This is a genomic window from Mesorhizobium sp. M1027, from assembly GCF_040318745.1.
In the GTDB taxonomy this organism is placed as follows: Bacteria; Pseudomonadota; Alphaproteobacteria; order Rhizobiales; family Rhizobiaceae; genus Mesorhizobium.
Window position 1 is genome coordinate 295,645 of sequence record NZ_JAMYMW010000008.1, and the last position, 25,267, is coordinate 320,911.

A 25,267-nucleotide genomic window follows, 5' to 3' on the forward strand; every position below is an offset into this window, starting at 1 on the left:
ATGGACACAAGCGTTCACCCCCTGTTGTGAGCAAACTCACCTACCAGATGGAAGGATGGTTCGGCGATGTTATCATTGCTGGCGATCTGCGTGTGGTCATATAGAGCGTGTGCTGAATCTACTCGACCGCTTTGGTATTCCGTCAGCGACGATTGAGCCCTACGACGGTCGGTAGTGCTATTGTTGCCATAGTTCGCGCCGTAGTGGATGTGCATGAAATCAATCCAGTGAAGTTTGGCGGCAGTTCACCGACAACAGGGGTATGCCGTGGTGGAACCAGTTGCTGAGCGACCTGGGACGATAGCAATGGGACATATTTAACTGAGGGACATTCGACGCACCGGCTGAATCCGCAGTCGTCGACGGCCTGTCCGCACGGTTGGGAGTCGTGCTGCCAAGGATTACATGATTTCCTCAAAGAGCATAATGGAGGCGAAGGTTTCATCGGCAATAACTATACTATTTTTTTAAAGCCGAAGAACTGGCTGACTTCAACCGCGGATATGAGGTTGAAAAATATGCGCCAGGCATCTTCTTATTCGCATCTGACGGAGGAGGTGAAGGCTATGGCTTCGACACTGAAGATGCGGCCATGCCAATCGTACGCATCCCATTCATAGGTATGAATCGGCAATCCGCTGAGACGATAGCGCGTGACCTCGCCGATCTATTTGCTCGGTTGGTGGACTGAAAATGCCCGACCAAAATAGATATTTGCGCCCCAAGGGCATGGAGCTGTTTGAGATCGGCGATCCAGTCAGTTTGGAGAATAAGATCTGGTTGACCAGACAAGGGCATTTTGAGGCGGTGCGCTACTGGAATCGAGCTATCGGGATTCTGCTTAAGGCGGCGCCGGAGAAAGCGGCACCGGCGGATGGGTAGGGTGCGGGGAGCACTGACCTTGCGGAGGCCATGACGCTTTCGGCCGATCATTGTGCAAGTTTACGAACCCGGTGTAATGCAACTCGTCCCTAGATCTCAACATGATCGAGGGAGTATCTTCCAGAAAGCACTGCATCCGAATGGCCGAGGAGGATTTTCCCTATGGGGAAAAAATGAAGTTGCTGGATATCGTTGGGCGGTTGTCGGAATTTGACGAGGAGGACCCGGTCTACGCAGCGGAGCCCACAATCTACGCGGCGGAGCCTTGGACAGAGGATTCAGACGCGATGGTTTTGCCTCAGCAGGATGGGGTGTTGGTACCACCCGAGGCAGCTAAAGAGGGCCTGGCATACTTTCTCGAAATCAACCTTGCGATCGAGATTACCGAGGCTTTGGTTGCATCGCAGAAAGAAAAGCCAAGCATTTCTGCCATCTGCGAACGCGTTATTTATTATGCCACCTATGATGCGTGAGAGGTTAAATGTTGACTAACCCACGTTATGACGGACAGCCGCTGCTTAGGCTGCTCGATGTTTATGTGCTCTGGGCGATCGGAGAACTTTCTCAAGAGTCGGAGGATGGCTTGAAAAGGATGGCCCCCAAACTGCGATCTATCTATGGCGGCGACGGACAATGGCATGACGCAATAGCCCACTCTATGCACATGCCCGAGGGAATGCCGGCAGCAATCCGGGATATGTGGGCAAGGAATCTCGAGATCGCCCGCGTCAATGGTGTAACCCTCCCACCCCAGAAATTTGCCGAGATGTTCGTGGACGAAAATTTCGCGGGTTGAACGTTCTTCTCTCTGAGGCTGCGCTATAGCTAGAATTTGCTCAAATCCACTGTGATCCGCAACGGGCTGGTTTTGACGCCTGGCGGCCAACACCTCTGGATTGATTTCGTAAGTTGCTGGGCCGCTTCCGCGGCTGCTTCCGAATGAGGTTCGTAGGATACGACTGTAACCGACTTGACCTTGCCGGCCTTGTCCAATGTCACCTCCAAAATGGCTTTGACACGATTGTCGACGGCGGCCACCGGCAAGACCAGGCATTCGTCAATCCGCCCAACACTGACAGCCTGTCTGGCGTGTGCGGAAACCGAACAAACAACCAGCAGTGAGGTAATCAAAAATCGCATCGTCGCCCCCTTTGGAGAGCAGACGATAGCGCCGACGTTTAATCAGCGGAAGGACCAAATCATCGGGGGAAAGGATGCGCCGAGGCTGAAGCTGTTTCCCCGCTCCCCGTAGAACGGGGAGCGGGGGCTGATCGGCCGTCGCCAGCGCTACGCTCAATAATTGCCGTTATAATACCGGTCATCGCAGGGGGCGGTGTAGATGCGGCCGTAGCGATCCTGATAGCGGCAGAGCTGTTCGCCGCGCGGTTGCGGGGTGGTGGCGTTGCCGACGACCGCACCGAGCAGGGCGCCGCTGGCTGCGCCGATAACCGTGCTTTTGGTGTTGCCGCCTATGGCCTGGCCGGCAAGCGCACCGGCGCCGGCGCCAAGCAGCGCACCGGTGCTGGTTCTCTGCTGTGCTTCGGTCTGCGCGCAGCCTGCCAGCGCGGCGGTTACGAACATGGCGGCAATGGCTCTGGACATGGTCATCGTCTGATACTCCCTTGAAGTCTATGAACTAATACGCAGGCTGATTTTGCCAAGTACGGTCGCATTTGCGGCGGAACATAGGCACCGTGCCTCACGAAATAAGACATGGTTGTTTTTGTCTGACGGCCGGAGACGACGGCTCGGCAAGACGATGCCCAAACGAGACTAATCTTCGACGGCCCCATGTGCCCGATCTGCTTTTTCTACGCAGCGGCCAACTCTTCCTCAAATCCTCAAAAATGGAGAAATCGAATGACACGAGGTCTTGCCCGGACGCTTTCGCGTGCCGCCGCCAGAGAAGCCGGCCTTGCCCCGTCCAAGGCGGGGCTTACCGCCAGGACGACCGGACAGGGCGGCGCCTACCGCACCGTCTTCTCCTTCAATGCCATGCCGGTGCCGGTCACCGATGCACTGGCCTATGCCAGCCAGAAGCTGTTCGATTTCATCGATGGCAAGATCCGTATCAAGGGCGGTACGGCCCGGCTGCAGTTTGCGGTGCTGACTACCCGCGCGTCGACCATCAACGACAATGCCGCGCTGACCTGGTCGCTCGGCTCGACGGCAGCATCGAGCGCTGTGCTTGCCGGAACCATGGTCAATGTGCTGGCGGCGACCGGCCGTGCGCTGGATGGCGCGGGTGCCGCGCTGTCGAGCGCGTCGATTGCCGATGTTGCCGCAGCCTTGACGCTCGACGGCACCGTGACGCCGGTCGACCTCTATCTCAACCTGGCGTTTGCCACCGGCACCGACATCGATGCCGACGGCACGATTGCCGTGACCGGCACGATCACGCTGCTCTGGGAGAACTGGGGCGACAATGCGTAGGCGCCAATCTCCTTCCTTGAGGGGGAGATGTCGCCGAAGGCGACAGAGGGGGTCGGTTCGACCGGGCGCGACCCCCGGCGACAGATGAGGTCGGCGCTCCACGCGCGGCTACCCCCTCTGGCCTGCCGGCCATCTCCCCCTCGAGGGGGGAGATACCAAGTTCACCGCCAGTGCTCTCATCACCGGCCTTCAAACTCTCAGCAAAAGGAATCTTCTCATGACAGATCTGGCAGACGCCGGGTCCGTGGTGGCGGCGCCACCGGCGGGCAACCTTGCACGGCCACCGGCCAACGGGGACAACGGGTCCGCCCCGCCTGCGGCCAAAAGTTGGTTTGACGGTCTTTCCGAAGGCAACCGCAAGCTTGCTGAAACCAAGGGCTGGACCAAGCCTGAAAGCCTCGATCGAGTTTTCGCCTCCTATGCGGAGCTGGAGCGGCAGCAGGGTGAGAGCCTGCGCGTTCCGGCAGCCGATGCAGCCGCGGAAGACTGGGACAGGTTCCATGCCCGGCTGCCCGAGGCGATGCGTCCGCTGACCTCGCCCGAGAAGGTCGAGTACCGGCGCCCCGACGGGCTCCCCGAAAACTTCGCCTATTCGGACGAGCTCGCCACTGCGTCCAAGGCCTGGGCGGTCGAGGCCGGTGCTACCCCGAAGGTTGCACAGGCCTATCACGACCGCTTCGTCGGCTACATGGCCGAGCAGGCCAAGGCACAGCAAATCGCCGTTGCCCGCTCGGTCGAGACTACGCACGACGACCTCGTGCGGGATTGGGGACCGACCGGGAGCGATGGCTTTCGCCAGAAGCTCGAGGTCGCCAACCGGGCGATGAAGAAGCTCGGCCTGGTCAATGCCTACAAGGCGAAGGGCATCCTTCTGCCGGACGGCGCCTTGACCGACCCGCAGATCGCCAAGGCGTTCCACGCTATCGGCGAGGCGATGTTCCGCGAAGACACGATCGACGGCAATGCTGCCTTGAGCGGAGGCAACCCCTTCAAGCGCAATGCCGCCGGCGAGCGCAACCTGACTGGCATCTCGGCGCTCGTCAAAAGCGACCCCGCCCGCGCCCGGCGGCTGGCACGCGAGGCCGGCGAAAACCCCGACCTGTGGATGCCCAACAACCCTCTTTGACCCCAAACCTGAAGGAAGACAAAAATGGCAGACGCCTACACCCGTATCGCGGACGCGATCGTTCCGTCCGTCTACGCGCAATACTCGTTCGAGGAGCACGTCCAGTCGCTGGAGATTTACCAGGCCGGGATCCTGTTTTCCGACCCGTCGATCGCCTCGAAGCTCAGCCTGGGCGGGCGCTCCGTCGACATGCCCGGCTGGAAGGATCTCGGCAACGATCCCTCCGAGCCGGTCAATGACGACCCGGCCGACTCGATCGAGATGAAGAAGATCGGCGCGCGCCGCGAAGTCGCGGCCCGCAATGTGCGTGCGCAGGCCTGGGGCATCCCGGACCTGACCTCGATCCTTGCCGGTGACGATCCGCAGAAGCTCATCGTGCGTCGCCAGACCGACTACTGGCAGCGCGCCAACAAGCTGACGCTGCTCGGAATCCTGAAAGGCGTGCTGGCCGACAACATCGCCAATGACGGCGGCGACCTGGTGCGCGTCACCGGCGCCTCCATCGTCGACACCGACATCATCGAGGCCGCCTATCTGATGGGCGACCGCGCCGACAAGTTCAAGACGATCTGGATGCATTCGAAACAGATGAAGGCACTGAAACTCGCCGATCTCATCGACTATGTGCCGTCGTCCGAGCAGGGCGGGCCGCTGATCCCCTATTACATGGGGCTGAGGGCCGTCGTCGATGACGACATTCCGGTTGCCGGCGGCGTCTACACCGCGTTCATGTTCAAGGACAAGGCGATTCTGTGGAACGAGCTGCCGGTCAACACCGAAGGCGGGCCGCTCGAGTTCGACCGCAAGCCGCGGCAGGGCCATGGCGGCGGCGTCACTGAAATGGTCGGCCGCCGGCATTTCGTGCCGCATGTGCCGGGCACCCGCTTTCTCGACGCGTCCTCGGCCGGCGAATTCGCCACCGATGTCGAGTTGGCACTGGCGGCAAACTGGGACCGCACGGCCTCGAGCGTCAAGCACATGACGTTCATCGCGCTGAAGACGACCGAGTCCTGATCGGCGAAGGGGCGGGCGTCCGACGTCTCGCCCCTTCGGGACGCCAGGTCGGCCACGGTGGCGAATCCCAAGTTCACCCGCTGCGCTGCGTCAGAGTGATGTGAATTTTGGGGTTCGCTACAACATTCATGTTGCCCTTTGGCCAATCGACGGCACCAAACAGTTACAAGAAAGGGCGATGCTGACTGTCTCGGCAAGGGAGGTAACTATGAACATGAAGTACAAAACAGTTCAGGAAGTGCTCCGAAAAGCGGGGATTGTCATGAGCAAGAAGGGGGAAGTTCATCGCATAAACTTCTTCAGCGGTCTGGAAAACACCGCCTACTACACGCCGAGTCTTCAGGATGCCCTGGACAAGGGCTTGGCTATGGCAGGAGGTGCCGGAAGGGTGAAATCAGGCGCCTTTGTCAAGTCAGCCGAAACAGGGCAGTGGATCGCGACCAGCGCACGCGTCGGCTGACACAATCAAGGCAAGACATCGCCGCGTTGCGCGGCGGTGTCGTGAAACTGCAATAGCCCAAGCATTGCCGTCTTTCTTGCTCGAATGGGAAAAAGACGGCTGACGAAGCGTCTGCCACGCCATTTCCTGACGGGCGGTTGGTGGCGTGACGGCCTCATGCACGAAACGTGCAACATCTGCCCAAGCCAAAATCACAAGAAATCCCCAGCCGCCTCGAAGCGGCTTTTTGCCGTGGAGGCACCATGCCCCGTTTTCCCCGACCAACCACACAGCCGGAGGCCTGAGCTATGGCCATCACCCCGCTCGACATCGCCAACATGGCGCTCGCCGTGCTCGACGAGGCACCGATCGACAGCCTCGACCAGGACGCCAAGGCGGCGCGCCTGCTCAATCTGCATTTCGACCTGACCCGCGAGGCCGAATTGACCAAACATGCCTTTGTCTTCGCCATCCTGGCAACCTCGGTCGCCGGCTTCGACACCGGCAGCGGTGCTGGCACGCTGAACTTTGCCTATGAGCTTCCCGCCGATTGCCTGCGGCCCTTGCCGCTGACGGGGAATGGCGAGCCGGACGGCGTTCCGCTCTCATGGCGGCAGGAGGCTGGGCTGATCTATTCCGATCAGGCCGGCCCGCGCATCATCCGCTATGTCGCCAACCTGACCGACCCCAACGACTGGGACGCGCTGTTCAGCGAAGTGATGGTGGCGGCGCTCGCCGTCAAGATCGCGCATCCCTTGACCCACAAGGCCGGCATGATCGACGTCGCCCGCAGCGCCTATGAGAGGGCGCTGGATGCCGCCTATTCGGCCAATGCCATCCAGCGCGGGGGCAGATTTTGCAGATCCTCCTGGGCTCTCCAGCGCGGCGACAACAGGTTCGTCGGCCGATGACCACGCTCTATCCGGTCCAGGACGCTTTCATCCGCGGTGAGATTTCTCCCCGCTTGCATGCTCGCGCCTCGCTCGACCTTTACCGGGTGGCGCTGTCGAAATGCACCAACTTCGTCACGCTGCCGCATGGCGGCATCAGGAAGCGCGGCGGCACCTATTTTTGCGCTGAGGTGAAGGCTCCGTCAAAGGCGACACGGCTGATCCCGTTCATCTTCTCGGCCGACCAGGCCTATGCGCTCGAATTCGGCGATCTCTACATCCGCGTCTATGCCTATGGCGCGCGCGTCAGCACGGTCGAAGTCGTTTCGCCTTATCTCGAGGCCGATCTGTTCCACCTGCAATTCGTCCAGTCGGCAGACCAGATGTGGATCACCCACAAGGATCATCCGGTCAAAGTGCTGACGCGCACCGCGCACACGACTTGGACGCTCGCCGATTTCGTCTTTCTCGACGGCCCATACGATAAGATCAACACCACCGCCACGACGTTGACACCGGCCGCAACCGGCAACGCCATGCCGGTCATGGCCTCGAATACGCTGCCAAGCGGCACGGTCAGCAACAGCAACGGCTCATCCGACGTGTGGCAGGTGTTCGATGGCGACAAGCAGAAGGGGGAGAACATAGCGGGCTTTCCCAGCGGGTATCTGCGTTACCAGTTCGGCGGCGGCGGGTCCAAGACCGTCGACGCCTACTGGATTACAGCGACGAATGATCACTCAGACACGGCATCGCCAACCCAGTGGCAGTTCCAGGCCTCGCACAACGGCACCGACTGGACGACGCTCGACAGCCGGGACGGAGAGACCGGCTGGTCCAAGTCGGAAACCCGCTTCTTTGACGGCTTCAGCAATACGGTTGCCTATGAATATTATCAGCTACTGTTTTCAGGTGGCGGCAGCGATGGAACCGCTATCGCCGAACTGGCCCTGCACGAATACGCGCCGTCGCAAACGCCGTTCGATCTTTCGGCATCCTCGATCGTCGGCATCAACGACGGCATCGGCTTCCAGACCAGCGATGTCGGCCGCGCCATTCGTCTGCTTGGCGCGGATGGCTTCTGGCGCTGGGTCAAGATCGTTGCCCGGACCAGCGCCACGGTGGTCACGGTCCAGTTGTACGGGCATGCTCTGCCCGATCTCAGCCCGATCATCCGCTGGCGTTTCGGCACGTTCGTGCCCGGCAAGTATGTCCAGAGCGGTTCGCTTTACGAGGAGCGTCTGGCGTTCAGCCGCAAATTCTCGGTCTATGCCTCGCAAACCGGCGATTTCGACAACTTCGCCACCGGTGAGAAAGACACCGACGCGCTGGAATTCGTGCAGGCAGGTGGCGGTCAGGCCAATGACATTACGTGGGTGGCGGAATCGGACGGTGCGCTGATCATCGGAACGCTTGGCGGGGTGAGGGCCCTGTCGGGCTCGGGCATCGACGAGGCGCTGACGCCGTCCTCGTTCAAGAACCGCCGGTCCCGGACTTTCGGTTGTGCCCCGCTGCGTCCCGTCGATGCCGGGCAGTCGTTCCTCTATGTGACCCGCTCCCGCAAATCGATCGCCGAGCTGACGCAAAACGCCACCGGCCGCTTCACCTCGGATGATGTCGGGCAGATTTCCGAGCACATTCCGAAGAAAGGCGTCGTTGAACTCGCCTTCCAGACCGACCCCGACCCGCTGCTGTGGTTTCCGCTCGGGGATGGCGAGCTCGGCGGCTACACGCACCAGCCGTCGCAAGACGTTCGCGGCATGCATATCCACCAGATCGCCGGAAGCTTCGCCGGATCGAACTGGGCTGTTGTCGAAAGCGCCGTGGTGACGCCCGGCCAGGACGGCAACGACGATCTCTGGCTGATCGTCAAGCGCACGATCGGCGGCGTGACCAGGCGCTATATCGAAATAAAGACCGCGGCGTTTGAGTATGGCGTGATCGAGGATGCATTCGAAGTCGACTGCGGCCTGACCTATGACGGCGTCGCTGTCGGCACGGTCTCAGGGCTTGGTCATCTCAACGGCGAAACAGTCGACGCGCTTGCCGATGGCAAGGTCTACAAGGGCCTTCTAGTGGCGGCTGGCGCGGTTTCGTTGCCCGGTGGAGCTACGGCAGTCACATGGCAGGTCGGGCTCGGCTACCAGTCCGAAGCCAACACGCTGGAGCTCGATGTCGGCGGCCGCGACGGATCGATCGTCGGGCGGCGCAAGAAGGTGGCCAAGCTCATTCTTTCGCTGCTGGAAACCGACACAACCGGGCTTCAGGTCCAGTCGTTCATCCGCGGCCGCTGGGAGCAGGTTCGCATCCCGTCCGTGGTTGCACCCGACGGCATGGCGAAATTGTTCACCGGCAATGTCGAGGTGCCGATCGACGATAGCTGGGAAGGGCAGGGGCGGGTGCGCATTCGTCATGTCAACCCGACGCCCTGCACGATCAGGGCGATGACGCCGGTGTTCGACGCCGAGCCTTAGTTAATCTCCCCCTCGAGGGGGAGATGTCGCCGAAGGCGACAGAGGGGGTCGGCACGTCCTGACGCGGCCTCCCATCGCGAATTGAAGGGGTTGGCGCTCCACGCGAGACGACCCCCTCTGGCCTACCGGCCATCTCCCCCCTCGAGGGGGGAGATCACCTCTCTGTCCTCCATCGCTTCCCCAACCAAGGAACCTACCGTGACTCAAATCCCCCATGCCGAGCAACTCGGCAAGGCGCGGACGGCTGCCGATTTCGCTGCCATCCGCGCCTTGCTCGACACCGACCTCAACAATGCGATCGCCCGCAAGCAGGAGCTGCAACAGGCCGAGGATCGCGCGATTTTCGGCGAGGGCGACCTGGCAGCAGCCCGTGCCGCATTAGACGACTGCAACGATGCAATTGCGCTCGTCGAGAGGACCATCGCGGCAGCGGACAAGCGCCGCATCGCCGCCGCCCGAAGCGAAGCCCGCGTCGACATTGAAGCGCTTGGCGCCGAGATCCGAACAAAGGCGGCTTCCCTCGGTGAGCGCTGGAAGAGCGTTCACGAGCTGATCGAGCAGCTGCGCCAGGAGCTGTTCGCGGCCGATGCCTTGAGCCGAGCCGTCACCGCCGCCAACGGCCTTTTCGATGCCGACGGCGCCGTCGACCTGAAGGTCAACCTGACCACCATCCGGCGCACCGCCATGGCCGGTCCTCGCGCCACCACACCATCGCGTCTCAGCCGTCCGGCGATCCAGGCGGACCGACTGCTTTTGTCCTTCCTCAGCCCCGGCGGCGTGCTCGACCGGCGCCCCGCGATCGGCGCACCGGTCGACGGCATCAACAGCAAATTCATTCCCGCCGGCGAACGAGGCTGACCATGTGCACACTAGCTCTTATCGGTACGGCGCTTTCCGTCGGCGGCGCGCTGGCGGAAGGCCAGCAGTCCAAGCAGATGGCCGACTACCAGGCCAAGGCCTATGAACAGCAGGCGCGGGCCGACGCCCAAAGCTCGGCCTTCGAGCAGGGCCAGGAGCGCCACAAACAGGATCTCCTCCAGGCTCAGGCGCGTGCCCAGGCCGGCACTTCGGGCGTCGCCATTTCTGGTTCCCCGACCGAGGTGCTGACGGCCAATGCCAGGCAGGGCCAGCTCGACCTCAAGGCGATCCAGTACGGCTCGCAGCTGCGCCAGAACGGTCTCGCCACGCAAGCGGCGATCGCGCGCTTTTCCGGCAAGCAGGCGGTGGGCGCCTCGATCTTCAAGGCCGGCGGCAGCCTCGTGTCGGGCATCTCCGGCCTCTACGACCCGGCCAAGACGGTGACGTTCGGCAGAAGCGCCTTCCCGCCGGCGCCGGGTGGAGGCCTCTACTGATGGCCACCATCCCGCTCCAGCTTGCCCAGCGCCGCCTCGACACCGGCACTGTGGCCTCCTATCCCAACGGCTCGCCGGTGGGCGCCGCCATGCAAGGCTTTGGCGACGAGTTGTCGGCGATTGCCGAACGCTTCCGGCAGCAGAAGCAGCAGCAGGATGCGTTCGACGCCGGCATTATCGGCCGCGAGCTGAACGCACGCATAGCGCACGCCGAGGCCGTGGCGGTGCAGACCGCGCCGGCCGACGGCGGCGGCCTGCACGACTTCATGTATGGCCAGCTCGATCCGCGCAGCGACGGCGTCGTCAAGCCCGGCCTATTCGACCAGATCTTCGACGACACCGCGGCGAAAGTGCCGCAGGGCGAACGCGCGAATTTCCTCGCGCAAAAGCAGGCGTTGCGGCTGGCCGGCTCGGCGCGCATGGCCGCGCAGCAGCACGCGCGGCGCCAGACCTATGAGCAGGCCGAGTGGAGCAAGGTCGAGCAAATCTATACCAGCTCGATCGCGCAAAGCGACCCGAACGACACAGAAACATTCGAGGCGATCAGGCAGAGCGGGCTCGACCTGATCGGCAAGATGGGCAACCCGCTTGCCCGGCAAGCGGCCGAGGCCGCCTGGCGCAGCAACACGGCAAAGGCGCTTGTCCAGGCGATGATCGCCCAAGACCCGAGGCGCGCCGCCGGGATGCTGGGGACTGGGCCGGTCTCAACGGACGGCAGGACTAAGGACGATATCATCGAGGCTGTGGGCGGACCTCGGGCGAGTGGGTCTGCCACACCGGTTACGTCCCGTGACCGCGTAGGCAAGCTTACGCCGAACGAAAGAGTCGCGCAGGCTTTTCGGGACGACATTCCGTCCGAAGAGCGGCCAGCCTTGGTGCGGCGAGCCCACGCTGCCGATGCGACACGGCAAATCGGCACACGTATCAGCATTGGCCTAGCCGAGCAGAATGCGCCGGTCGCCATCAGGGACACCGGAACCTATTCCGGCCCGATCCCAACGTCGGAACAGTTCGTCGCTCTCTATGGCGCCACCGAGGGCGCCAGGCGCTTCGAGGCGTTCAACAGGACCATCGACGTCAGTCGTCATTTCCACGACATGCGCGACGTTGCGAACAACGCCGTGCGAGCCATGGTCAAGGACGCCGACCCCGCGGCAGACAGTGCAGCGCCGGAAGAGGACAAGGCGCGGCACGACGCTATCGCCACCGCCGCGGACCTGACGTTCAAGGCCAGGCGGGCCGACCCCGGCGGCTATGTCCGGGAGGCATTCGCGAACCTTGATGCGGCCTGGAGCAACCTGTCGACGCCGGGAGACTATCAGGCGGCGATCATTGGCTCCCTCGCCGCCCAGCAACAGTTGGGTTTTGAGACCGCCCAGCCGCTACCCAACTCCGTTGCTGAGGACATTGTCGGCAGACTCAAGGCCCAGCCGCAAGACCAGACCGCAGAGCTGCGCAATGTGTTCGCCGCACTACCGAATCAAGTCGCGCGCGAAGCGGTACTGAACCACCTGCTTCAGACCAGCGTATCCCAAACGGACAACAGCATCGCGGACAGGTCGTTCCGGGCAGCTGTAGTCGACCCGATGATGCTGCTCGATTTGGCCAACACTGTCGAGCCAGGACGATCGGGAGCAAACGCGGAACTCACCAACTACCTCCCGACGAATCAAGAGTGGCTCGGGAAATTGATAGCCGGCGACAGTGAGCGGGGGAGCCTAGGGCGTCTTCTCGCGCAAAAACTCGTGGGCTCCGATGGGCTTGGCGAAGACAGCATCTCGGTGGCCGACTTCACGCCGTTGGGGACGTCATTTGCACTGGAGAAGGCTGGAAATGCAGCGCTGGAGGGCAACTACGACGAAATACTGCTCAATGCCGCGGGCGCAATTCCTGGCAATAGGTTGGCGGCGGTGGCCCTGGAACGCGCTGCCGCGAAGATTGCCAAGCCATGGGTAGAGAAACTCCCAATATTTTCGAGGCTGCCAACTGGCCTAGCCGAAGGCGGCGAGGCGCTTGTTCATGGTGTAGATGCCGAAACCCTTAGACATCAGCAAGCGCTTGCGCGCTCGGTCTCGCCACCAAGCCCACGCCGGAAGGCGCGAGCCGGTGAAATGTCCGATAGTGCCTTTGATACCGCGTTACTAGGTGCGATGCTTGCTAGGGATACGTCCAAAGTTAAACATGCCGAGGCGAAGGTTGGGTGGTCTCCATTCAAGGACTATCGAAAAACCTTTTTCGACGCGAATCCTAGTCTCAACAAAAGCGACTACATAGTGCATCATGGCGTCGAGCAGGGAGTTTTTAAAAGGTATCCCGGGCTTTTTACAGAGCAAGAGCTGCATTCAATCGAGAATCTTCGCGGAATCCGGAAAGAGTTCGACATAAATTTGCACCAGAAGGTAATTCGGAACGAGTGGGAATATTTCTACAAGAACAACCCTCACGCTACCCGCCAGAAGGTCCTTGACTATGTTACTGAAATCGACAAGAAGTATGGACATTTGTTCGATCCACCAATAGGTGACTGATGAGATACTATGACATTCTGCCCGATGTGGCCGGTGGATTGGGTGACGGCACTATCATGGATACCAGTGTCCACCCTCCTATCGTGAGCAAGCTTGTGTACCAGATGGAGGGATGGATCGGTGATGTTCTTATAACAAGCTTTCCATGTTTTCTCGTGACGGAAGAGGCCGCGCACGCATTATCAAAAATCGGCTTCACCGGAGCGGCATTCGCCCCTGTTGAAGTCATAACGTCCGAAGATTTCCGCGAACAGCAGCCCGAGGTAGAGCTTCCATCTTTCGTGTGGCTGAAGGTGAGCGGGAAAGCGGGTCACGATGACTTCGGCATCGCCAAGAATTTTAACCTCGTCTTATCGGAGCGAGTCTTCGATGTGTTTGATGAACGAGGTCTCCCTTCCGCTACGATCAAACCGTTCCACCTTCCGCAAGAGTAGGTTAGGCACCGTCAGATTGATCGGGCTGGTAGATTGGAGATCGCAATGTTCGAGACATTTCGCCAAAACTTCCCGGTGGATAGCAGGGTGCCCGCGGACACCGGCAATTTCTCCCTGGATACGAAAGTGCCTGGGTTAGCCGAGTTGCTGACCAGCTTCGGCGGTGCTTCGTTCAAGCACGGTTTGTACAGGATAATCCGGGCGCAGGACGTGGCACGTTGGAACGCACGTGTCTGCCTGAGTTTTCCGGAATTCACCGGCCGGATCACCTGCTTTGGTTATGATTGGCTGGGGACGGCGCTTGCAGTCGATAGCCAAAGGCTGGAACAAGGGGAACCTGGTGTCGTGATGTTCGAGCCGGGCATGGGCGAGGCTCTTCAGGTGCCCGCCAACATCCGGACCTTCCACGAAGTCGATGTCATCGAGGACGAAGATGCAGCATTGGCCGCCAATCTCTACTCAGATTGGCGTGAGGCCGGCGGCGCCGAGCCAGCCTTTAACCAGTGCGTCGGCTATAAGATACCGCTGTTTCTCAACGGGAAGGACGAAATCAAAAACCAGGAGCTGTCGGACCTGGAAGTCTATTGGCACATAATGGGCCAACTTATTGCGAAGGTGAAAGACCTGCCACCGGGAACACCTGTCAATATCCGAGACCTTCTCTAAAACAGGGTTTCCGCTGATCTGCCACTGGGGAACTCCCGTTCGAAGCTTGGCTAGAGGCGGTATTTGCCTCTGGTCTGAAGGGGTGCAACCCCCCGCGGTCTGTGATGCGCGCTATCGGTTTTGTGGCCGGACGGCCCGAGTAGAGCGTGCCGCAACCGGGCCAGCGGTCTGATTGTGGTCACGATGCTGGCTTATGGCCTGATAACCGCAGAGCGATCCCAGTCGGTGGTGCCTTCTGGATCGCCTCCCATTTCAGACGAAGGATTGACCTGTTGCGCACTGACTCTTTTTCGACCATGGCAAGGATCGTTTTTCTGCTCACCTTGGCCGGCGTTCTCCTGCTCGCGCTTTCGCCGGTGCGCTTCCTGCAGGAGTTGGACCTGGGCTTCACCTTCCACCACGACAAGCTCAACCACGCCGCGGCATTCGCGGTGCTGGCGGCGCTTGGAAGCCTCGGCTGGCCGGAACACAAGACGAGACTGGTCCTGCTCCTCGCCATCACCGGCGCGGCGATCGAGCTTCTTCAGGGCGCCCAACTGATCGCGCGCGATATGGATATCCTCGACTGGGTCGCCGACTGCGCCGGCATGGCCTGCGGACTGGCGGCAATGGGCGGCACAAGAAGGCTCATTGGCGGATTGCTGTAGCCCGTTGCCGCTCTCTGTCCGGAAAATCGCCGGCTGCGCCGGATAGGGCGGTGTCCGGCCGCGTAGCCTAAGTTTCCCACCGACAGCACTGAACCCCTTCCAGCCTCGCTTGTGCGGGGCTTTTTTTATGGAGCAAGCCCTCATGTCCCGACCTGCAACTGCCGCCGTTCGTCTCCTGACCGGCGAACGCGAACCCGTGCGCCTCGCGACCACGGCCGACATCCTCCTGCATGGCCTGCAGGCGATCGACGGCGTGCCGGCCGAGGTCGGCGACCGCGTGCTGGTCAAGGACCAGGCCGACCCGACGCAAAACGGCATCTACACCGCGAGCGCAGGCGAATGGTTCCGCGCCGCCGATGCCCGCACTACGCGCACCCTGCAGAAGGGCACCACCGTCCATACCCAGATCGGATCGGTCAATGCCGGCCGCGTGTTCGAGTTCACGGCCGACGAGCCGGCCGTCGGCGCCGATGCCATCACCGTCGCCGCATCCGTTCCGCCCGACATCGCGGACATGGTCGATGAGGTCGAAGCGCTGCGCGATGAAACCCAGGCGCTGAAGGATGCTGCCGAAGCCAGCGCCGGCCAGGCATCCGCCAGCGCCGCCGCTTCCGCCGCGAATGCCGGCCAAACCACTGCCGACCGGGCTGCGACCAATTCCGATTCCGTCGCGGCCGCGGCGGCCGTCATCAGCGCTCAGGCCGCACGCGACGCATCGCTTTACGGCAAGGGCATTTTCCCGACGACTGCCGCCGCAATCGGCTTCGGCGTTGCCGGCAACGGAGCGATCACGCCAGGCTCGGGCGGCGCCAACGGCATGTTCGACCTGGCGTTTACCGGCGGCACCGGGTCGGGCGCTGCCGGCCGCTTCGTGGTGGCGGGCGGGGTGCTGACGCAGATACTGATCACGGCGCCGGGCTCCTACACAGTGGCGCCGACGTTCAGCTTTGCGGCGTCGGCAGGACTGGCCGGCGCCGCCGCCGCGGCGGTGCTGGGCAGGAATGTCGATGTCGGTGAGTATTTCTGGACCGAAGTTTCGACAGGTTCTTTGGGGTTGTTCAATGTTGGGGCCGGACCGGTAGCAGCTGATACGGGTGTCCGGGCGGCAACGGCTGCTCTCCTTTCGAGCGTCGATAGCCTAGCAATGATCGAAGGCCTTAGCGTTCCGACCGCCAGGCTAACAGAGGCGGCCGGATCAGTCAGCCCATCTGTATATCGATCCTACTCTTTTGTGTCGGGCGACACGATCGAGCACATTGCCATTGCCAAAGCTGGAGAGCGAAGCATTCTGCAGCTTATCCACGCGGGGCCTGGTGCGGCCTATACAGCCAACTTCAATCTTGAGGAGGGTATCGTCTCAAGCAGTTCAGGCGCGAACCTCATCAGCGCTGCCATCACAGATATTGGCTCCGGCTGGTACGAGTGCAAGGCTGTCGTCCTGGTTGCGGCAAATATTACGAACAATGTGCAGGCACGTATGTCGGCTGCTGGCGTTTTTCCGTTCACCGGCGATGGAACCAGCGGTATGTACATTCGCAGTGTCGTGCTTCGCAAGCAGGGCCTGCCGGCTAACCTGTTCCCGAGCAGCGACCCCGCCAACGCAGCCTTCACGAAGCAGAACGTGACGGTTACCACCACGGTCAGCCCTTATGAACCGGTGCTGATCTCCCTGCCTCCGCTTGTCGATGGCCTCGACGTGACCGTCAGAGGCCGAATGACGGCATCGAAGCTTGTCGAAATGGTCGGCTCTGGCAATCCTTCCGTTTATCAGGGCAGGTCCGTGGTCAATGGCGACAATATCGTCTGGAAAGTCACCGCCAAAAAGGGCGAACGCAATCGTCTCAATCTCTACTCCAACAACGCCGTCATCTTCGACTGCACCTTCAATCTCGACACCGGGACCGCGACCGGCACAGGCGCGAGCATCGTCGCTCTTGGCAACGGCTGGTACGAATGCACGGTTACGAAGACGGCAACAGCCACGGCCGCGACGAACTGGCAACAGCGTATTTTCCCGTCTGCTGGCGGTCACCCGTATGTCGGCGATGGTGTGTCTGGATTCTATGTCCAAAGGTCGGCTCTAAGCATCAATGGTGGGCCGAATGTCTTCTCGTCTTCGGAAAACCTCTCCAACTCGGCCTGGACCAAAAGCGCCGGCGTGACGGCAGTCGCCAATGGCGCTCTGTATCTTGGCCTATTGTCGGATCCGGCCAACATCGGCGGCGACCCATATGACGACGGCTCGGCCGCCCTGGTTGGCAAAAAATTGACCCTGATCGGCTCTAGCATTACGGCCGGAGCCTACTACGTTCCCGTCCTCGTCGGTCTGACCGGTATGGTTCCTACCAATCTAGCGGTCAGTGGCTCGGCCTTGGGGCTGAGCACCACCGCCTATCCGAGCTACGGAATGTCCAATGCGATCGCCAACATTCCGGTCGACGCGGAGTTGGTAATCTTGGAGCCGGGCCCGAACGCCTTTGGCGCGCAGGAGACGCCCCTAGGCGCTCTCGGCGACACGACCTACGCCACTCACTATGGTTCGCTGTGGGCGGCCTGCGCCGCCATCCGAGCGCGCGCGCCGAATGCCAAGATCGTCATGATTGGTACCTACAGCGGCGGCCCTGGACACGCGACGCACCGGATAGGAAGAATAAACGGTCAAGGCAACACGCTGGTCCAGTTCATGAAGGCGGAGCGGGAGGTAGCCGATATGCTGTCCATACCGTTAATTGATGTAGGAGGCGAGAGCGGTATCGGCTACCTGACCTCGTTGGTTTACATGAGCGATGAGCTTCATCCGACTGCTGCCGGCAGCCTGCGGCACGGAACTTTCGATACAGAGGAACTTCGTCGTCTGTCGCGCCGGGGCTTCTTCGGAGCCTAGACTGGAGTGATCCTGTGTGGCAGATGTTCGCGAATGCGCGTCTTCTCCACCGTTCTAGCTCTTCGCCGCCGCTTTTGGTCATGGATCGCCACTGGCGCCGCTAGGGAAAATGCCGTCATCGGGCCGCGCACGAAGTTTGGCGCCGGGGCGGAAATTTTCAATATCCGCGGGGACCGGTCTCGCGTCTCGATCGGCGCGGACAGCCATTTGGATGGGCATTTGCAGGTCTTTGCCCACGAGGGTCGGATCAAAATCGATGATTGGTTTTATCTTGGCCCAGGCTCGACGATTTGGTCGTCAGACCCGGTGGGGATCAAGATCGGCAAGCGAGTGCACGTCTCATGGGGCGTGGCGATCCACGACACCAATTCGCATCCGATGGACCCGCAGAAGCGTTTTGCTCAGATGCAAGCCATCTTTCGTGAGGGCCATCCGCGTGTCGACCCGGGCATTCGTTCGGCGCCGATCACTATTGGAGATGACGTCTGGATCGGCAATAGCGCTATGGTCATGAAGGGTGTCACCATCGGCGATCGGGCGATTATCTCGGCCGGGTCGATTGTTCGACACGACGTCCCGGCCGATTCGTTGGTGCGGCCAGCAGACCTAGTGAAGTGATGCCTGTCTCCGTTTCAGGTCGCTTCGACAAAAGGCATATGCTTGATACGCTCCCATTGATCCTTAGCGGTAGTTCCAGACCAGCGGTTGCGCAGGGTGCTCTCTCGATAGGACTGAGCCGGCTCCAATCCCGGCATGTCCGAATCGTTAGGTAAGAAGAACGCGTTCCCGCCGGCGGACGAGACGGCAACGAGCTTGTAGCCGTACTTCTTGCAGAGATTGGCCAGGGCGGTGATCGATGCACCGTGATACCAGCCGCTGTCGTGCTTGGCGGTGCGATCGAAAGCGTGATCATACGGCACTGTGATAGGATTGAGACCAAAACTGGCGTTGTACTCCGCCACAATGACGGCCGGCCGCACTGGCAGCAAGGCTTGCAGAAACCAGTAGTCGTTTCCATCAACATCGACGGAAAGCACTCCAAGTTGCGGAAAATGCGTGGCGAGACTTTCGATGTTGTTGAGATCAATGAAGCTCTGGCGCACTTCAATCCGCTTTGGAAGCAGCGAGCGCGCTAACCGCACGGTCGTTGCGTCGCCGTCGACGAGCAGACCCCTGAATTCACTAAGCCCAATGCAGTTGTATTCCGTCGGATGGAAACCAAATTCCAAGAACGTTTTCGGGCTTTGGCCAACAATCTGCGACAGGATCACACTTTCGTCTGATTGCGGAGACCCGGCAAGGCGAGCCTTTGCGAGGTGAAAATAATATCGGAGCGGACTTGAGCGAAGGAAAGCATGCATGCGCGATTGGACATTCATCAATGGATGACTCCTGATCGCCCGCCCGCGGCCAATTATTTGCGACAAGCGGCGGCGGTTTGCAAGCTTGCAACCACCCGCGCCCGCCAGTCTGGACGCCGTTTGAAAATCGCCGAAAAGACGTCGGAAGAATTGCTCTGCGAGGGCCGCTCGGGATGCTGTGCGCACAACAATGGCACAGCCGGCCGACCAAAAATTCCTACAGCTGGAGTTGTATTTCGGAATTGTCAGGGTTTATCGCTGACGCGGACCCGTCGCCGGCGGAGCCGCTACCGTCTGCTGTCCTGCGGCTTCTGGTGAGGTTCCTGGCTTTTCGACCACCAGACAAAATAAAGCGAACCCATCTTCATCACAGGCACGCGGCGGTCGCGTTCCCGGGCTCGCAACTCACGATAGGTCTTCATCTTCAGAGTGCCGCCAGGCAACCTGATACGCACCGCCATCGGTCCAACTCCCGTTGTGCAACGCAGCAATTTTCGTGCAATGCGGTAAGTAGAGACCTTCCGTCACGGAAGAGTCAACAGCAGCCTCATCAACTTATCTTGCGAGCTCGCCTGCGGCGGCTGAGCGGGCTTCCCAGGCGCATGCCAGGTCGGAAGAATTGGGACGTTCACCGTGGCGACTGGTCGTCAATGAGTCGCTGGCGGTTCGACCACCAGGTGAAATAAACCCGGCCGATCTTGACGACAGGTATGCGGCGGGCGCGTTCGCGATCGCGCAATTCGCGGTACACTTTCACCTTCAGCGTGCCGCCTAGCATTCTGATACGTACTGCCATCGGCCCCCGCCTGATTGTGCAATGCAGCATCAAAACCTTCCGTGGCGGAAGAGTCAACGCTGTCCGCTGACTTTTTCTGGGATTTGTCGAGCGGTCTCGGAAGTTTGGCGCGCACGGCGGTTCCTGATCCGGCACCGAGGCATCAGTGCCGGGTCGGGATCGTCGGGTGCCCGGGCTATTTCCTGGGCGAGGACTTGTTGGACGACGATGGGCGATCGGACATGCCGCTCGGCCACCAGATGACGAAATAATTGCCGACCTGCCAAACCGGCACCTCGCGCTTCTGCTCGCGCCGCCGCAGCTCGTCCCTTTTCTTGATCTTCAAAGTCCCGCCTGGAAGCCTGATTCTTATCGTCACGTGTCCTCCCGTACCCGCTACAGGTACGAACGATAGACGGGAACAGTTTCATCCCGGCTAAGCAATTTCATCAGGTCGAGCAATTTCGGGCGCGGTGGACGCAGGAACCGGGACCGGAGCGAGATCGCCGGAACCGGCTTCATTTGAAGAAATCCGCAATGCCGTTGATGGCCAGCACCGCGTAGACGATCGGTCCGGCGATAAACGCACAATAGAGGCAGAGGATCGCCGCCAGCACCAGCAGCAGCGGCTTGTCGCGACCGACGGCGCGGAGTTCGGACTTCACCGTCCAGCGCGCCGCAGCGGTTTGTTCGTCATCAGACATGTGCACCATCCCGCGGCCATTTCACATGGCGGGTCGAAAACATCAACCTTGCTTGCCACATCGGCGCGCGCTGCCGCCCAATTCTGCTCTGCCGCCACGCACGTGCCGTTTCAAGCTCAAAACTCTGCCCGCGAGGGCGGAAAGGAAACCTATGGACCGTTTGTTCAAGGGCGCCGCCAGGCGCCTCGATGATATGGACTTGCCGAAACTCGGCGCCCGGATCGGCGTCGGCGAGGACGAGATGCACGCGTTCCTCGATGTTGAAACGAGCGGGCACGGCTTCGACGCCCTTGGCCGGCCGGTCATCCTGTTCGAGCCGCACGTCTTCTATCGCAACCTGTCGGGTGCCAAGCGGGCAAGAGCGGTAGCCGCTGGCCTCGCCTATTCGAAGTGGGGCGAGAAGCCCTATCCCAGGGATGGCTACCCACGGCTCAAGGCAGCTTGTGCGATCGACGAAACCGCGGCGCTCAAATCCGCGTCATGGGGTCTTGGCCAGGTTCTCGGCGAAAACCACGCCGCCGCCGGGTTCGCGACAGTGCAGGCCATGGTGGAAGCCATGATGGCCGACGAGGAAGCCCAGCTTGAGGCCGCGATCAACTTCATCAAGACGAACAAGCTCGACGACAATCTGCGCAACCATGACTGGGCAGGCTTCGCCAAGGGCTACAACGGCGCCGGCTATCGCAAGAACGCCTACGATACCAGGCTCGCAGAGGCCTATCGCAAATGGTCGCGCATCAAGGACACGCCTTGGCCGTCTGCCGGCCCGCTGTCGTCGGCGGTCGTCCCTGCAACTCCGCCAGAGCCAGCCAGCCCAATTCCCGTTCCACAAGCGGCCGCCACGCACGCGCCTCCTGGGCCTCCTGTGCCTGCCGCCAAGCCCGGCTTCTGGGCAGCGCTGATCGCCACCATCCTCAAATTATCAGCAATCCTCAAACTATTCGGAAGGAAATGACATGTGGACCCGGATCAAGAGCTTCTTCCGCGACAGCGAAACAATATTCTGGGCGCGGCTTCAGGCGGCTATCGGCATCATCGCGAGCATCGTCACCTATGTCGACCCTCAGGTTCTTTCGCCGGTCATCCCAGGGGAATGGTTCCCCTGGTTTCTTGTGATCAACGGCGTCTTGACCGAGTTCCTGCGCCGCCGCCGCGCCGAGGATTTGTGATGGCCGCGCTCCTCGCCATTCTCAGCGCCATCATCGGCAACAAGGTCGTCATGACGGTATTCGCTGCTGTGGCCGGCGGCATAGGCCTTTACATTGCCGGCGGCATCAACCGGGCGAAGAAGGAGGCGGTCAAACAGGCCGAGGCAAAAATCGCGGCCGCCGAGGACCGCCTCGAAATGAACCGCGAGGCTTCCGCCGAAGGGCGGAAGGCCGCCGGCATGACCGATGCGGCAGCAAGAGCGGAGGCTGAGAAATGGGCAAGGCGCTGATCCTCTGCCTGGTGCTGGCCGGCTGCACGACAACCGCGCCGACCGGCAATCCGCGGCAAGTCTGGTGCGACCAAAGTCAGCCACGCCGGCCATCCGCCCCGGTCGTCGCCGCCATGACCCGGCCCGAGCTCGACGAGATGAACGCCTTCAACGGGCAGGGCGCCAGATGGTGCGGGTGGACGCCATGATGCATGAGCTGCTCGACGTTCTGGGCATCAAGGCGCCGGTATTGGTCGCCGGCCTGTCCGGCGGCATTTTGCGGGCCTTGTCACGTCACCGCTACAAGGTCCGCGAAATGGTGGCCTCGCCGATCTGCGGCGCGCTGGCGGCGGCCTATCTGACGCTGCCGGTCGTGCATTATTTCCGCGCCGCCGGCCTGCCCTTTCCCTCGCCGGACGACGACACCACGACGCTGGCCGCGGCCTTTCTGATTGGCGTATCGGCGATGTGGATCTCGGATATCGTCTTCGAAATGATCGTGCGCCGGTTCGGGCCGGTGAAGGAGGAGTAAGCCGCCCAAGCCTGACTAAGAGTGACGTTCAGTTGAAGCCCGCCGCGCCGAAAGGTGCGGCGGGCTTTTGCATTTTTCCTGGCAATCTGTACGATCTTTTCTTTGCGAGGGTGGCTCGATCCGGCGCTTGCGAAACCAAGATGCGCGTTAGGCTTCACGGGAGATGGTCTCATGCTTGGCAGAGTCCTGACACAAGCGGCAGTCCTTACAGCCGGGGCGCTTCTGTTTGCCGCAACGGCCGACGCCCGGCCGGACAGCCGCGCGATGACATGCGAACAGACGCAGCTTCTGATCCAGAGGCATCGCTCGGTGGTGCTGACCACCGGCCAGAACACCTACGACCGTTACGTCCGCCAATTCGGCAATGAATGCGACTGGCCGCAAGTGCCGCGCGCCGCGTATATCAAGACGCGTGACGGTCAATGTCTGGTCTATCGCTGCCAGGAGCCGGTCTTCGACCTCCCGAATTGAAAGCAGGGGCTCATCCGACCGTCTACCCGGACAGCGAGCGCAGTGCGAAAGGCAATCACTCATTCCTCGTCGAAAGGACCACCTTCGCGTGCGAGATCGCGTGAAATAACGCGTTCCTCCGTATCGTCCGGCAAGGCCTCGTCGCTGTCCTGGTAGGCGTTGTCGTCGTCCTCCTCCGGCAGTTCGCCGTCTTTCTCGACGTCATAGCGAATATCGCCGTTTTGCGGCACGCCGTCTGGGAGAATTCTCCCGCTCCGGACGGCATCCCAGTCCTGCTGCTGGATGGTCGGGCTCTCTGTCTCCTCGTCGGTTCGTTCTTTCCTGCGCGGTTCCATCGCTGGTTCTCCATAATGTCGGCAGCCCTGAACTGGCTCAGTGGTTGAACTCATAAGTCTGGCAGCCGGTTCCGGGCCGCTGCGGTCCGGGCGCATTGCCGCACGACGGAACCAATCGCGCCTGCCCGCCTTCACATTCAGAAGATACTGGCGCGAAAGGAGCTCGACATGAGACCGCTCATTTTCTTGCCGTATATGCTAGGCGCGCTGCTGGCGGCGCCGGCGGCCGCGCAGCCGGGCGAACAGGCGCAATCCGACCGCTGCAAGGTCGAGCCGCAGGATCAGAAGAACCAGCAGCAGAAGCCGGCCGGCAACAATTTGTCCGACACGCTCGAGCCATGCGGTGGGGTTCTGAAGCCGCCGCCAACGGGCGATCAGGGCATGGCGGCGCCACCGCCGGACGAGGGCAAGACCCCGGTGCTCAAGCCCGGCGAGGTGCCGCCACAGCCGCCCAAGCAGTAGCCGCTTCATTTGCTGCCACAGGGGCTTGCCCATGGGCGGTAACGCCGCGCTGTACCGGCAGGTTTGTTGCCCTCTCTTAGGAACATTAGCTTGTCCTAAACGTTGTTTCAGACGCAGCCGATATCACCCCCTCCGGTGTCGCTGCTGATCGGGAAACCGATCGGCCCGCGTCTTGCGACGCGGGCCACCGTAGCTCATTTGCAGTTCATTCGCCGCACCGCGCGGGCACTTCACCGCCATTCGATTAGCCGCCACTTACGGAACAACAAGGTGGCGTGGGCGTTTGCCTAGAGGGTTCGCCGCTTCGACCGGAAAGCCGCGTCGCAACTGTAAGGGCGAGGCCCGTAACAACAGGAGTAGACGATGAAAATCCACCTTGTTCCTGCTGCGGCGGGATTGGTGTTGCTCGCCGGCGTCGGCGTGGCCACCGCGGACCAGGTGATTGTCACGCCCGAACAGCAGACGGTCATCCGCGAATACGTCCATAAGCACCCGTTGGCGTCGATCAATCTTCTGGGCGTGGAGCTCAATATCGGTTCCACGGTGCCAGATACGGTCGAGCTGCAACCGATCGATGTTCCCGACGTGAAGTACAGATACGTCGTCGTCGGCAATCGCACCGTGCTCGTCGACCCAGGCACCCGCAAGATCGTGCACGTCATCGAGTGATCGGCGTTCCAAACCGCGAACCGGATTTGGAAAGGTCGCGGTCTAAATTATCGAATAAGAGCTCCATCCCGAGCGATCGGGATGGAGCCGCTGTCGTCGCGAAACAAGGAAAGGAGCCATTCCCATGCTGCCGCATGTCGAGCGGGCCAACGTGGCCGCCGCCGTCGACAAACTGCTTGCTGAACGAGGCGATGGGCTGCTGTCGATGAAGGCGGCGATTGCACTGTTGCGCGAACGCACCGGAACCGAGCGCTCGGACGCCGACCTTGAAGGGCTGATCATCAAGAAGGCGGCGCTCCTCGGCGTCGCCGTCCTGTGTGACAGAGAGGTTCAATGACGGTGTTGCCTGGGGCTCAAGACGCCGGTCGAAATTTCAGCTAGAACAAAGTTGCTTACGCATGAACCGACGGAGGCAACGGTGAGGGACAGACAGGAACGGATTCGCCAGCGGGCACACGCGATCTGGGAACAGGCAGGCAGGCCCGACGGGGCGCATCAGCAGCATTGGGATCAGGCTACCGCCGAAATCGACGCAGAAATTGCCACGAAAGAGACCGCCAGCCGGCCGAAGTCGAAAGCACGTCAGCCTAAGCCGGCGCCGGCCGCCAAGGACGGAACCAAACCCAAGGCGCGACCACGCAAAGCGTGAACTCGCGCGGATTTGATTCCAACGCTGGATCTCGCGATTCGGCGCTCTGTACTTTCGTCCGCGGTCGGCAGCAGAGACAGTCCAGACCGGTCAAAAATGACGCAGCACGGTGAAGCAAACCCG

Annotated in this window: 35 protein-coding genes; 27 read left to right on the forward strand and 8 right to left on the reverse strand. The window is 61.3% G+C overall.

The genetic code is table 11. The features are described 5' to 3' along the window. The first annotated feature begins 693 nt into the window (after positions 1-693). The 3 genes from NKH50_RS17820 (at position 694) to NKH50_RS17830 (ending at position 1,678) form a co-directional block, all read left to right on the forward strand. Positions 694-882 carry a hypothetical protein gene (locus NKH50_RS17820; protein WP_352475512.1) on the forward strand — a complete coding sequence of 63 codons (189 nt, stop codon included), beginning with the start codon at positions 694-696 and terminating at the stop codon, positions 880-882. 140 nt (positions 883-1,022) lie between these two features. Next, positions 1,023-1,355 carry a hypothetical protein gene (locus NKH50_RS17825; RefSeq protein ID WP_352880172.1) on the forward strand — a complete coding sequence of 111 codons (333 nt, stop codon included), beginning with the start codon at positions 1,023-1,025 and terminating at the stop codon, positions 1,353-1,355. Positions 1,356-1,363: 8 nt separating this feature from the next. Next, positions 1,364-1,678, forward strand: a complete 315-nt coding sequence (locus tag NKH50_RS17830) for a hypothetical protein (protein WP_352509919.1) — start codon at positions 1,364-1,366, stop codon at positions 1,676-1,678. A 29-nt stretch (positions 1,679-1,707) separates the two neighbouring features. Here the strand turns inward: NKH50_RS17830 and NKH50_RS17835 are convergent, their stop codons facing one another. Beyond that, complete coding sequence (locus tag NKH50_RS17835; protein WP_352880174.1) at positions 1,708-2,022, reverse strand: hypothetical protein; 315 nt, start codon at positions 2,020-2,022, stop codon at positions 1,708-1,710. Positions 2,023-2,175: 153 nt separating this feature from the next. After that, positions 2,176-2,490 carry a YMGG-like glycine zipper-containing protein gene (locus NKH50_RS17840; RefSeq protein ID WP_352475510.1) on the reverse strand — a complete coding sequence of 105 codons (315 nt, stop codon included), beginning with the start codon at positions 2,488-2,490 and terminating at the stop codon, positions 2,176-2,178. A gap of 252 nt (positions 2,491-2,742) precedes the next feature. Between NKH50_RS17840 and NKH50_RS17845 the strand changes: the two genes are divergently transcribed. The 14 genes from NKH50_RS17845 (at position 2,743) to NKH50_RS17910 (ending at position 18,387) form a co-directional block, all read left to right on the forward strand. Then, positions 2,743-3,315, forward strand: a complete 573-nt coding sequence (locus NKH50_RS17845; RefSeq protein WP_352475509.1) for a hypothetical protein — start codon at positions 2,743-2,745, stop codon at positions 3,313-3,315. A gap of 217 nt (positions 3,316-3,532) precedes the next feature. After that, a complete protein-coding gene (locus NKH50_RS17850) occupies positions 3,533-4,441 on the forward strand; it encodes a hypothetical protein (RefSeq protein WP_352880177.1) in 909 nt (302 codons plus the stop codon). Between the two features lie 24 nt (positions 4,442-4,465). Next, the gene (locus NKH50_RS17855; protein WP_352644941.1) at positions 4,466-5,455 is read left to right on the forward strand and encodes a Coat protein; all 990 of its coding nucleotides are present in this window, start codon (positions 4,466-4,468) and stop codon (positions 5,453-5,455) included. Between the two features lie 208 nt (positions 5,456-5,663). Beyond that, positions 5,664-5,915, forward strand: coding sequence for a hypothetical protein (locus tag NKH50_RS17860; RefSeq protein ID WP_352505470.1), 252 nt, complete (start codon positions 5,664-5,666; stop codon positions 5,913-5,915). Between the two features lie 287 nt (positions 5,916-6,202). Continuing rightward, positions 6,203-6,805 carry a phage connector family protein gene (locus NKH50_RS17865; protein WP_352880179.1) on the forward strand — a complete coding sequence of 201 codons (603 nt, stop codon included), beginning with the start codon at positions 6,203-6,205 and terminating at the stop codon, positions 6,803-6,805. Continuing rightward, positions 6,802-9,258 (forward strand): phage tail protein, encoded by a 2,457-nt coding sequence (locus tag NKH50_RS17870; RefSeq protein ID WP_352880180.1) that lies wholly within the window; start codon positions 6,802-6,804, stop codon positions 9,256-9,258. The genes NKH50_RS17865 and NKH50_RS17870 overlap by 4 nt, the downstream gene beginning before the upstream one ends. 198 nt (positions 9,259-9,456) lie before the next feature. Beyond that, a complete protein-coding gene (locus NKH50_RS17875; protein ID WP_352705225.1) occupies positions 9,457-10,116 on the forward strand; it encodes a hypothetical protein in 660 nt (219 codons plus the stop codon). Positions 10,117-10,118: 2 nt separating this feature from the next. Continuing rightward, a complete protein-coding gene (locus tag NKH50_RS17880; protein WP_352644935.1) occupies positions 10,119-10,610 on the forward strand; it encodes a hypothetical protein in 492 nt (163 codons plus the stop codon). Beyond that, positions 10,610-13,138, forward strand: coding sequence for a hypothetical protein (locus tag NKH50_RS17885; protein WP_352705223.1), 2,529 nt, complete (start codon positions 10,610-10,612; stop codon positions 13,136-13,138). Before NKH50_RS17880 ends, NKH50_RS17885 begins: the two co-directional genes overlap by 1 nt. Continuing rightward, complete coding sequence (locus NKH50_RS17890; RefSeq protein ID WP_352705221.1) at positions 13,138-13,572, forward strand: hypothetical protein; 435 nt, start codon at positions 13,138-13,140, stop codon at positions 13,570-13,572. Before NKH50_RS17885 ends, NKH50_RS17890 begins: the two co-directional genes overlap by 1 nt. A gap of 45 nt (positions 13,573-13,617) precedes the next feature. Further along, positions 13,618-14,238 (forward strand): DUF1851 domain-containing protein, encoded by a 621-nt coding sequence (locus NKH50_RS17895; protein WP_352880182.1) that lies wholly within the window; start codon positions 13,618-13,620, stop codon positions 14,236-14,238. Positions 14,239-14,534: 296 nt separating this feature from the next. Continuing rightward, positions 14,535-14,885 carry a hypothetical protein gene (locus NKH50_RS17900; RefSeq protein ID WP_352799353.1) on the forward strand — a complete coding sequence of 117 codons (351 nt, stop codon included), beginning with the start codon at positions 14,535-14,537 and terminating at the stop codon, positions 14,883-14,885. Positions 14,886-15,138: 253 nt separating this feature from the next. Continuing rightward, positions 15,139-17,769, forward strand: coding sequence for an SGNH/GDSL hydrolase family protein (locus NKH50_RS17905; RefSeq protein ID WP_352880184.1), 2,631 nt, complete (start codon positions 15,139-15,141; stop codon positions 17,767-17,769). 33 nt (positions 17,770-17,802) lie between these two features. Continuing rightward, on the forward strand, positions 17,803-18,387 hold the full coding sequence (locus NKH50_RS17910) for an acyltransferase (protein ID WP_352505485.1): 585 nt from the start codon (positions 17,803-17,805) through the stop codon (positions 18,385-18,387). A 14-nt stretch (positions 18,388-18,401) separates the two neighbouring features. Here NKH50_RS17910 and NKH50_RS17915 read toward each other — a convergent pair whose 3' ends face one another. The 5 genes from NKH50_RS17915 to NKH50_RS17935 form a co-directional block, all read right to left on the reverse strand. Beyond that, positions 18,402-19,148: a hypothetical protein gene (locus NKH50_RS17915; RefSeq protein WP_352880235.1), complete on the reverse strand. Its 747-nt coding sequence runs from the start codon at positions 19,146-19,148 to the stop codon at positions 18,402-18,404. A gap of 269 nt (positions 19,149-19,417) precedes the next feature. Beyond that, a complete protein-coding gene (locus tag NKH50_RS17920; protein WP_023675754.1) occupies positions 19,418-19,591 on the reverse strand; it encodes a hypothetical protein in 174 nt (57 codons plus the stop codon). A gap of 167 nt (positions 19,592-19,758) precedes the next feature. Then, on the reverse strand, positions 19,759-19,926 hold the full coding sequence (locus tag NKH50_RS17925; protein ID WP_352505487.1) for a hypothetical protein: 168 nt from the start codon (positions 19,924-19,926) through the stop codon (positions 19,759-19,761). Between the two features lie 175 nt (positions 19,927-20,101). Next, the gene (locus tag NKH50_RS17930) at positions 20,102-20,251 is read right to left on the reverse strand and encodes a hypothetical protein (protein WP_352644925.1); all 150 of its coding nucleotides are present in this window, start codon (positions 20,249-20,251) and stop codon (positions 20,102-20,104) included. 172 nt (positions 20,252-20,423) lie between these two features. Beyond that, the gene (locus NKH50_RS17935) at positions 20,424-20,609 is read right to left on the reverse strand and encodes a hypothetical protein (RefSeq protein WP_254820493.1); all 186 of its coding nucleotides are present in this window, start codon (positions 20,607-20,609) and stop codon (positions 20,424-20,426) included. Positions 20,610-20,760: 151 nt separating this feature from the next. Between NKH50_RS17935 and NKH50_RS17940 the strand changes: the two genes are divergently transcribed. The 6 genes from NKH50_RS17940 to NKH50_RS17965 all read left to right on the forward strand — a co-directional run bounded on the left by NKH50_RS17940 (position 20,761) and on the right by NKH50_RS17965 (position 23,029). Beyond that, entirely contained in the window at positions 20,761-21,564 is an 804-nt protein-coding gene (locus NKH50_RS17940) for an N-acetylmuramidase family protein (protein WP_352740643.1), read from the forward strand. 1 nt (position 21,565) lies between these two features. Then, entirely contained in the window at positions 21,566-21,778 is a 213-nt protein-coding gene (locus NKH50_RS17945) for a hypothetical protein (protein WP_352475492.1), read from the forward strand. Next, a complete protein-coding gene (locus NKH50_RS17950; protein ID WP_352687445.1) occupies positions 21,778-22,047 on the forward strand; it encodes a hypothetical protein in 270 nt (89 codons plus the stop codon). Before NKH50_RS17945 ends, NKH50_RS17950 begins: the two co-directional genes overlap by 1 nt. Further along, on the forward strand, positions 22,032-22,235 hold the full coding sequence (locus tag NKH50_RS17955) for a hypothetical protein (protein WP_352687447.1): 204 nt from the start codon (positions 22,032-22,034) through the stop codon (positions 22,233-22,235). Before NKH50_RS17950 ends, NKH50_RS17955 begins: the two co-directional genes overlap by 16 nt. After that, complete coding sequence (locus NKH50_RS17960) at positions 22,235-22,558, forward strand: hypothetical protein (protein ID WP_352505661.1); 324 nt, start codon at positions 22,235-22,237, stop codon at positions 22,556-22,558. The genes NKH50_RS17955 and NKH50_RS17960 overlap by 1 nt, the downstream gene beginning before the upstream one ends. Positions 22,559-22,729: 171 nt before the next feature. Then, positions 22,730-23,029: a hypothetical protein gene (locus tag NKH50_RS17965; RefSeq protein WP_352475489.1), complete on the forward strand. Its 300-nt coding sequence runs from the start codon at positions 22,730-22,732 to the stop codon at positions 23,027-23,029. 59 nt (positions 23,030-23,088) lie between these two features. Here the strand turns inward: NKH50_RS17965 and NKH50_RS17970 are convergent, their stop codons facing one another. After that, on the reverse strand, positions 23,089-23,364 hold the full coding sequence (locus NKH50_RS17970; protein WP_352880188.1) for a hypothetical protein: 276 nt from the start codon (positions 23,362-23,364) through the stop codon (positions 23,089-23,091). A gap of 168 nt (positions 23,365-23,532) precedes the next feature. Here NKH50_RS17970 and NKH50_RS17975 point away from each other — a divergent pair, with 168 nt between their 5' ends. From NKH50_RS17975 to NKH50_RS17990, 4 genes are all read left to right on the forward strand, one after another. Next, positions 23,533-23,826, forward strand: a complete 294-nt coding sequence (locus tag NKH50_RS17975) for a hypothetical protein (RefSeq protein WP_352644917.1) — start codon at positions 23,533-23,535, stop codon at positions 23,824-23,826. A 363-nt stretch (positions 23,827-24,189) separates the two neighbouring features. Continuing rightward, a complete protein-coding gene (locus NKH50_RS17980; protein ID WP_352475486.1) occupies positions 24,190-24,495 on the forward strand; it encodes a DUF1236 domain-containing protein in 306 nt (101 codons plus the stop codon). A gap of 124 nt (positions 24,496-24,619) precedes the next feature. After that, on the forward strand, positions 24,620-24,832 hold the full coding sequence (locus NKH50_RS17985) for a hypothetical protein (protein ID WP_254820502.1): 213 nt from the start codon (positions 24,620-24,622) through the stop codon (positions 24,830-24,832). Between the two features lie 81 nt (positions 24,833-24,913). Beyond that, positions 24,914-25,144 carry a DUF2934 domain-containing protein gene (locus tag NKH50_RS17990; RefSeq protein WP_352475485.1) on the forward strand — a complete coding sequence of 77 codons (231 nt, stop codon included), beginning with the start codon at positions 24,914-24,916 and terminating at the stop codon, positions 25,142-25,144. The last annotated feature ends 123 nt before the right edge of the window (positions 25,145-25,267 follow it).

Coding starts and splice junctions, on each gene's coding strand:
- NKH50_RS17950 (WP_352687445.1), top strand. CDS start 21,778: ATGGCCGCGCTCCTCGCCATTCTCAGCGCCATCATCGGCAACAAGGTC.
- NKH50_RS17825 (WP_352880172.1), top strand. CDS start 1,023: ATGGCCGAGGAGGATTTTCCCTATGGGGAAAAAATGAAGTTGCTGGAT.
- NKH50_RS17850 (WP_352880177.1), top strand. CDS start 3,533: ATGACAGATCTGGCAGACGCCGGGTCCGTGGTGGCGGCGCCACCGGCG.
- NKH50_RS17830 (WP_352509919.1), top strand. CDS start 1,364: ATGTTGACTAACCCACGTTATGACGGACAGCCGCTGCTTAGGCTGCTC.
- NKH50_RS17985 (WP_254820502.1), top strand. CDS start 24,620: ATGCTGCCGCATGTCGAGCGGGCCAACGTGGCCGCCGCCGTCGACAAA.
- NKH50_RS17915 (WP_352880235.1), bottom strand. CDS start 19,148: ATGAATGTCCAATCGCGCATGCATGCTTTCCTTCGCTCAAGTCCGCTC.
- NKH50_RS17920 (WP_023675754.1), bottom strand. CDS start 19,591: ATGGCGGTGCGTATCAGGTTGCCTGGCGGCACTCTGAAGATGAAGACC.
- NKH50_RS17845 (WP_352475509.1), top strand. CDS start 2,743: ATGACACGAGGTCTTGCCCGGACGCTTTCGCGTGCCGCCGCCAGAGAA.
- NKH50_RS17980 (WP_352475486.1), top strand. CDS start 24,190: ATGAAAATCCACCTTGTTCCTGCTGCGGCGGGATTGGTGTTGCTCGCC.
- NKH50_RS17885 (WP_352705223.1), top strand. CDS start 10,610: ATGGCCACCATCCCGCTCCAGCTTGCCCAGCGCCGCCTCGACACCGGC.
- NKH50_RS17975 (WP_352644917.1), top strand. CDS start 23,533: ATGAGACCGCTCATTTTCTTGCCGTATATGCTAGGCGCGCTGCTGGCG.
- NKH50_RS17940 (WP_352740643.1), top strand. CDS start 20,761: ATGGACCGTTTGTTCAAGGGCGCCGCCAGGCGCCTCGATGATATGGAC.
- NKH50_RS17955 (WP_352687447.1), top strand. CDS start 22,032: ATGGGCAAGGCGCTGATCCTCTGCCTGGTGCTGGCCGGCTGCACGACA.
- NKH50_RS17970 (WP_352880188.1), bottom strand. CDS start 23,364: ATGGAACCGCGCAGGAAAGAACGAACCGACGAGGAGACAGAGAGCCCG.
- NKH50_RS17935 (WP_254820493.1), bottom strand. CDS start 20,609: ATGTCTGATGACGAACAAACCGCTGCGGCGCGCTGGACGGTGAAGTCC.
- NKH50_RS17820 (WP_352475512.1), top strand. CDS start 694: ATGCCCGACCAAAATAGATATTTGCGCCCCAAGGGCATGGAGCTGTTT.
- NKH50_RS17960 (WP_352505661.1), top strand. CDS start 22,235: ATGCATGAGCTGCTCGACGTTCTGGGCATCAAGGCGCCGGTATTGGTC.
- NKH50_RS17870 (WP_352880180.1), top strand. CDS start 6,802: ATGACCACGCTCTATCCGGTCCAGGACGCTTTCATCCGCGGTGAGATT.
- NKH50_RS17860 (WP_352505470.1), top strand. CDS start 5,664: ATGAACATGAAGTACAAAACAGTTCAGGAAGTGCTCCGAAAAGCGGGG.
- NKH50_RS17835 (WP_352880174.1), bottom strand. CDS start 2,022: ATGCGATTTTTGATTACCTCACTGCTGGTTGTTTGTTCGGTTTCCGCA.
- NKH50_RS17910 (WP_352505485.1), top strand. CDS start 17,803: ATGCGCGTCTTCTCCACCGTTCTAGCTCTTCGCCGCCGCTTTTGGTCA.
- NKH50_RS17945 (WP_352475492.1), top strand. CDS start 21,566: ATGTGGACCCGGATCAAGAGCTTCTTCCGCGACAGCGAAACAATATTC.
- NKH50_RS17895 (WP_352880182.1), top strand. CDS start 13,618: ATGTTCGAGACATTTCGCCAAAACTTCCCGGTGGATAGCAGGGTGCCC.
- NKH50_RS17840 (WP_352475510.1), bottom strand. CDS start 2,490: ATGACCATGTCCAGAGCCATTGCCGCCATGTTCGTAACCGCCGCGCTG.
- NKH50_RS17965 (WP_352475489.1), top strand. CDS start 22,730: ATGCTTGGCAGAGTCCTGACACAAGCGGCAGTCCTTACAGCCGGGGCG.
- NKH50_RS17880 (WP_352644935.1), top strand. CDS start 10,119: ATGTGCACACTAGCTCTTATCGGTACGGCGCTTTCCGTCGGCGGCGCG.
- NKH50_RS17925 (WP_352505487.1), bottom strand. CDS start 19,926: ATGGCAGTACGTATCAGAATGCTAGGCGGCACGCTGAAGGTGAAAGTG.
- NKH50_RS17855 (WP_352644941.1), top strand. CDS start 4,466: ATGGCAGACGCCTACACCCGTATCGCGGACGCGATCGTTCCGTCCGTC.
- NKH50_RS17900 (WP_352799353.1), top strand. CDS start 14,535: ATGGCAAGGATCGTTTTTCTGCTCACCTTGGCCGGCGTTCTCCTGCTC.
- NKH50_RS17890 (WP_352705221.1), top strand. CDS start 13,138: ATGAGATACTATGACATTCTGCCCGATGTGGCCGGTGGATTGGGTGAC.
- NKH50_RS17865 (WP_352880179.1), top strand. CDS start 6,203: ATGGCCATCACCCCGCTCGACATCGCCAACATGGCGCTCGCCGTGCTC.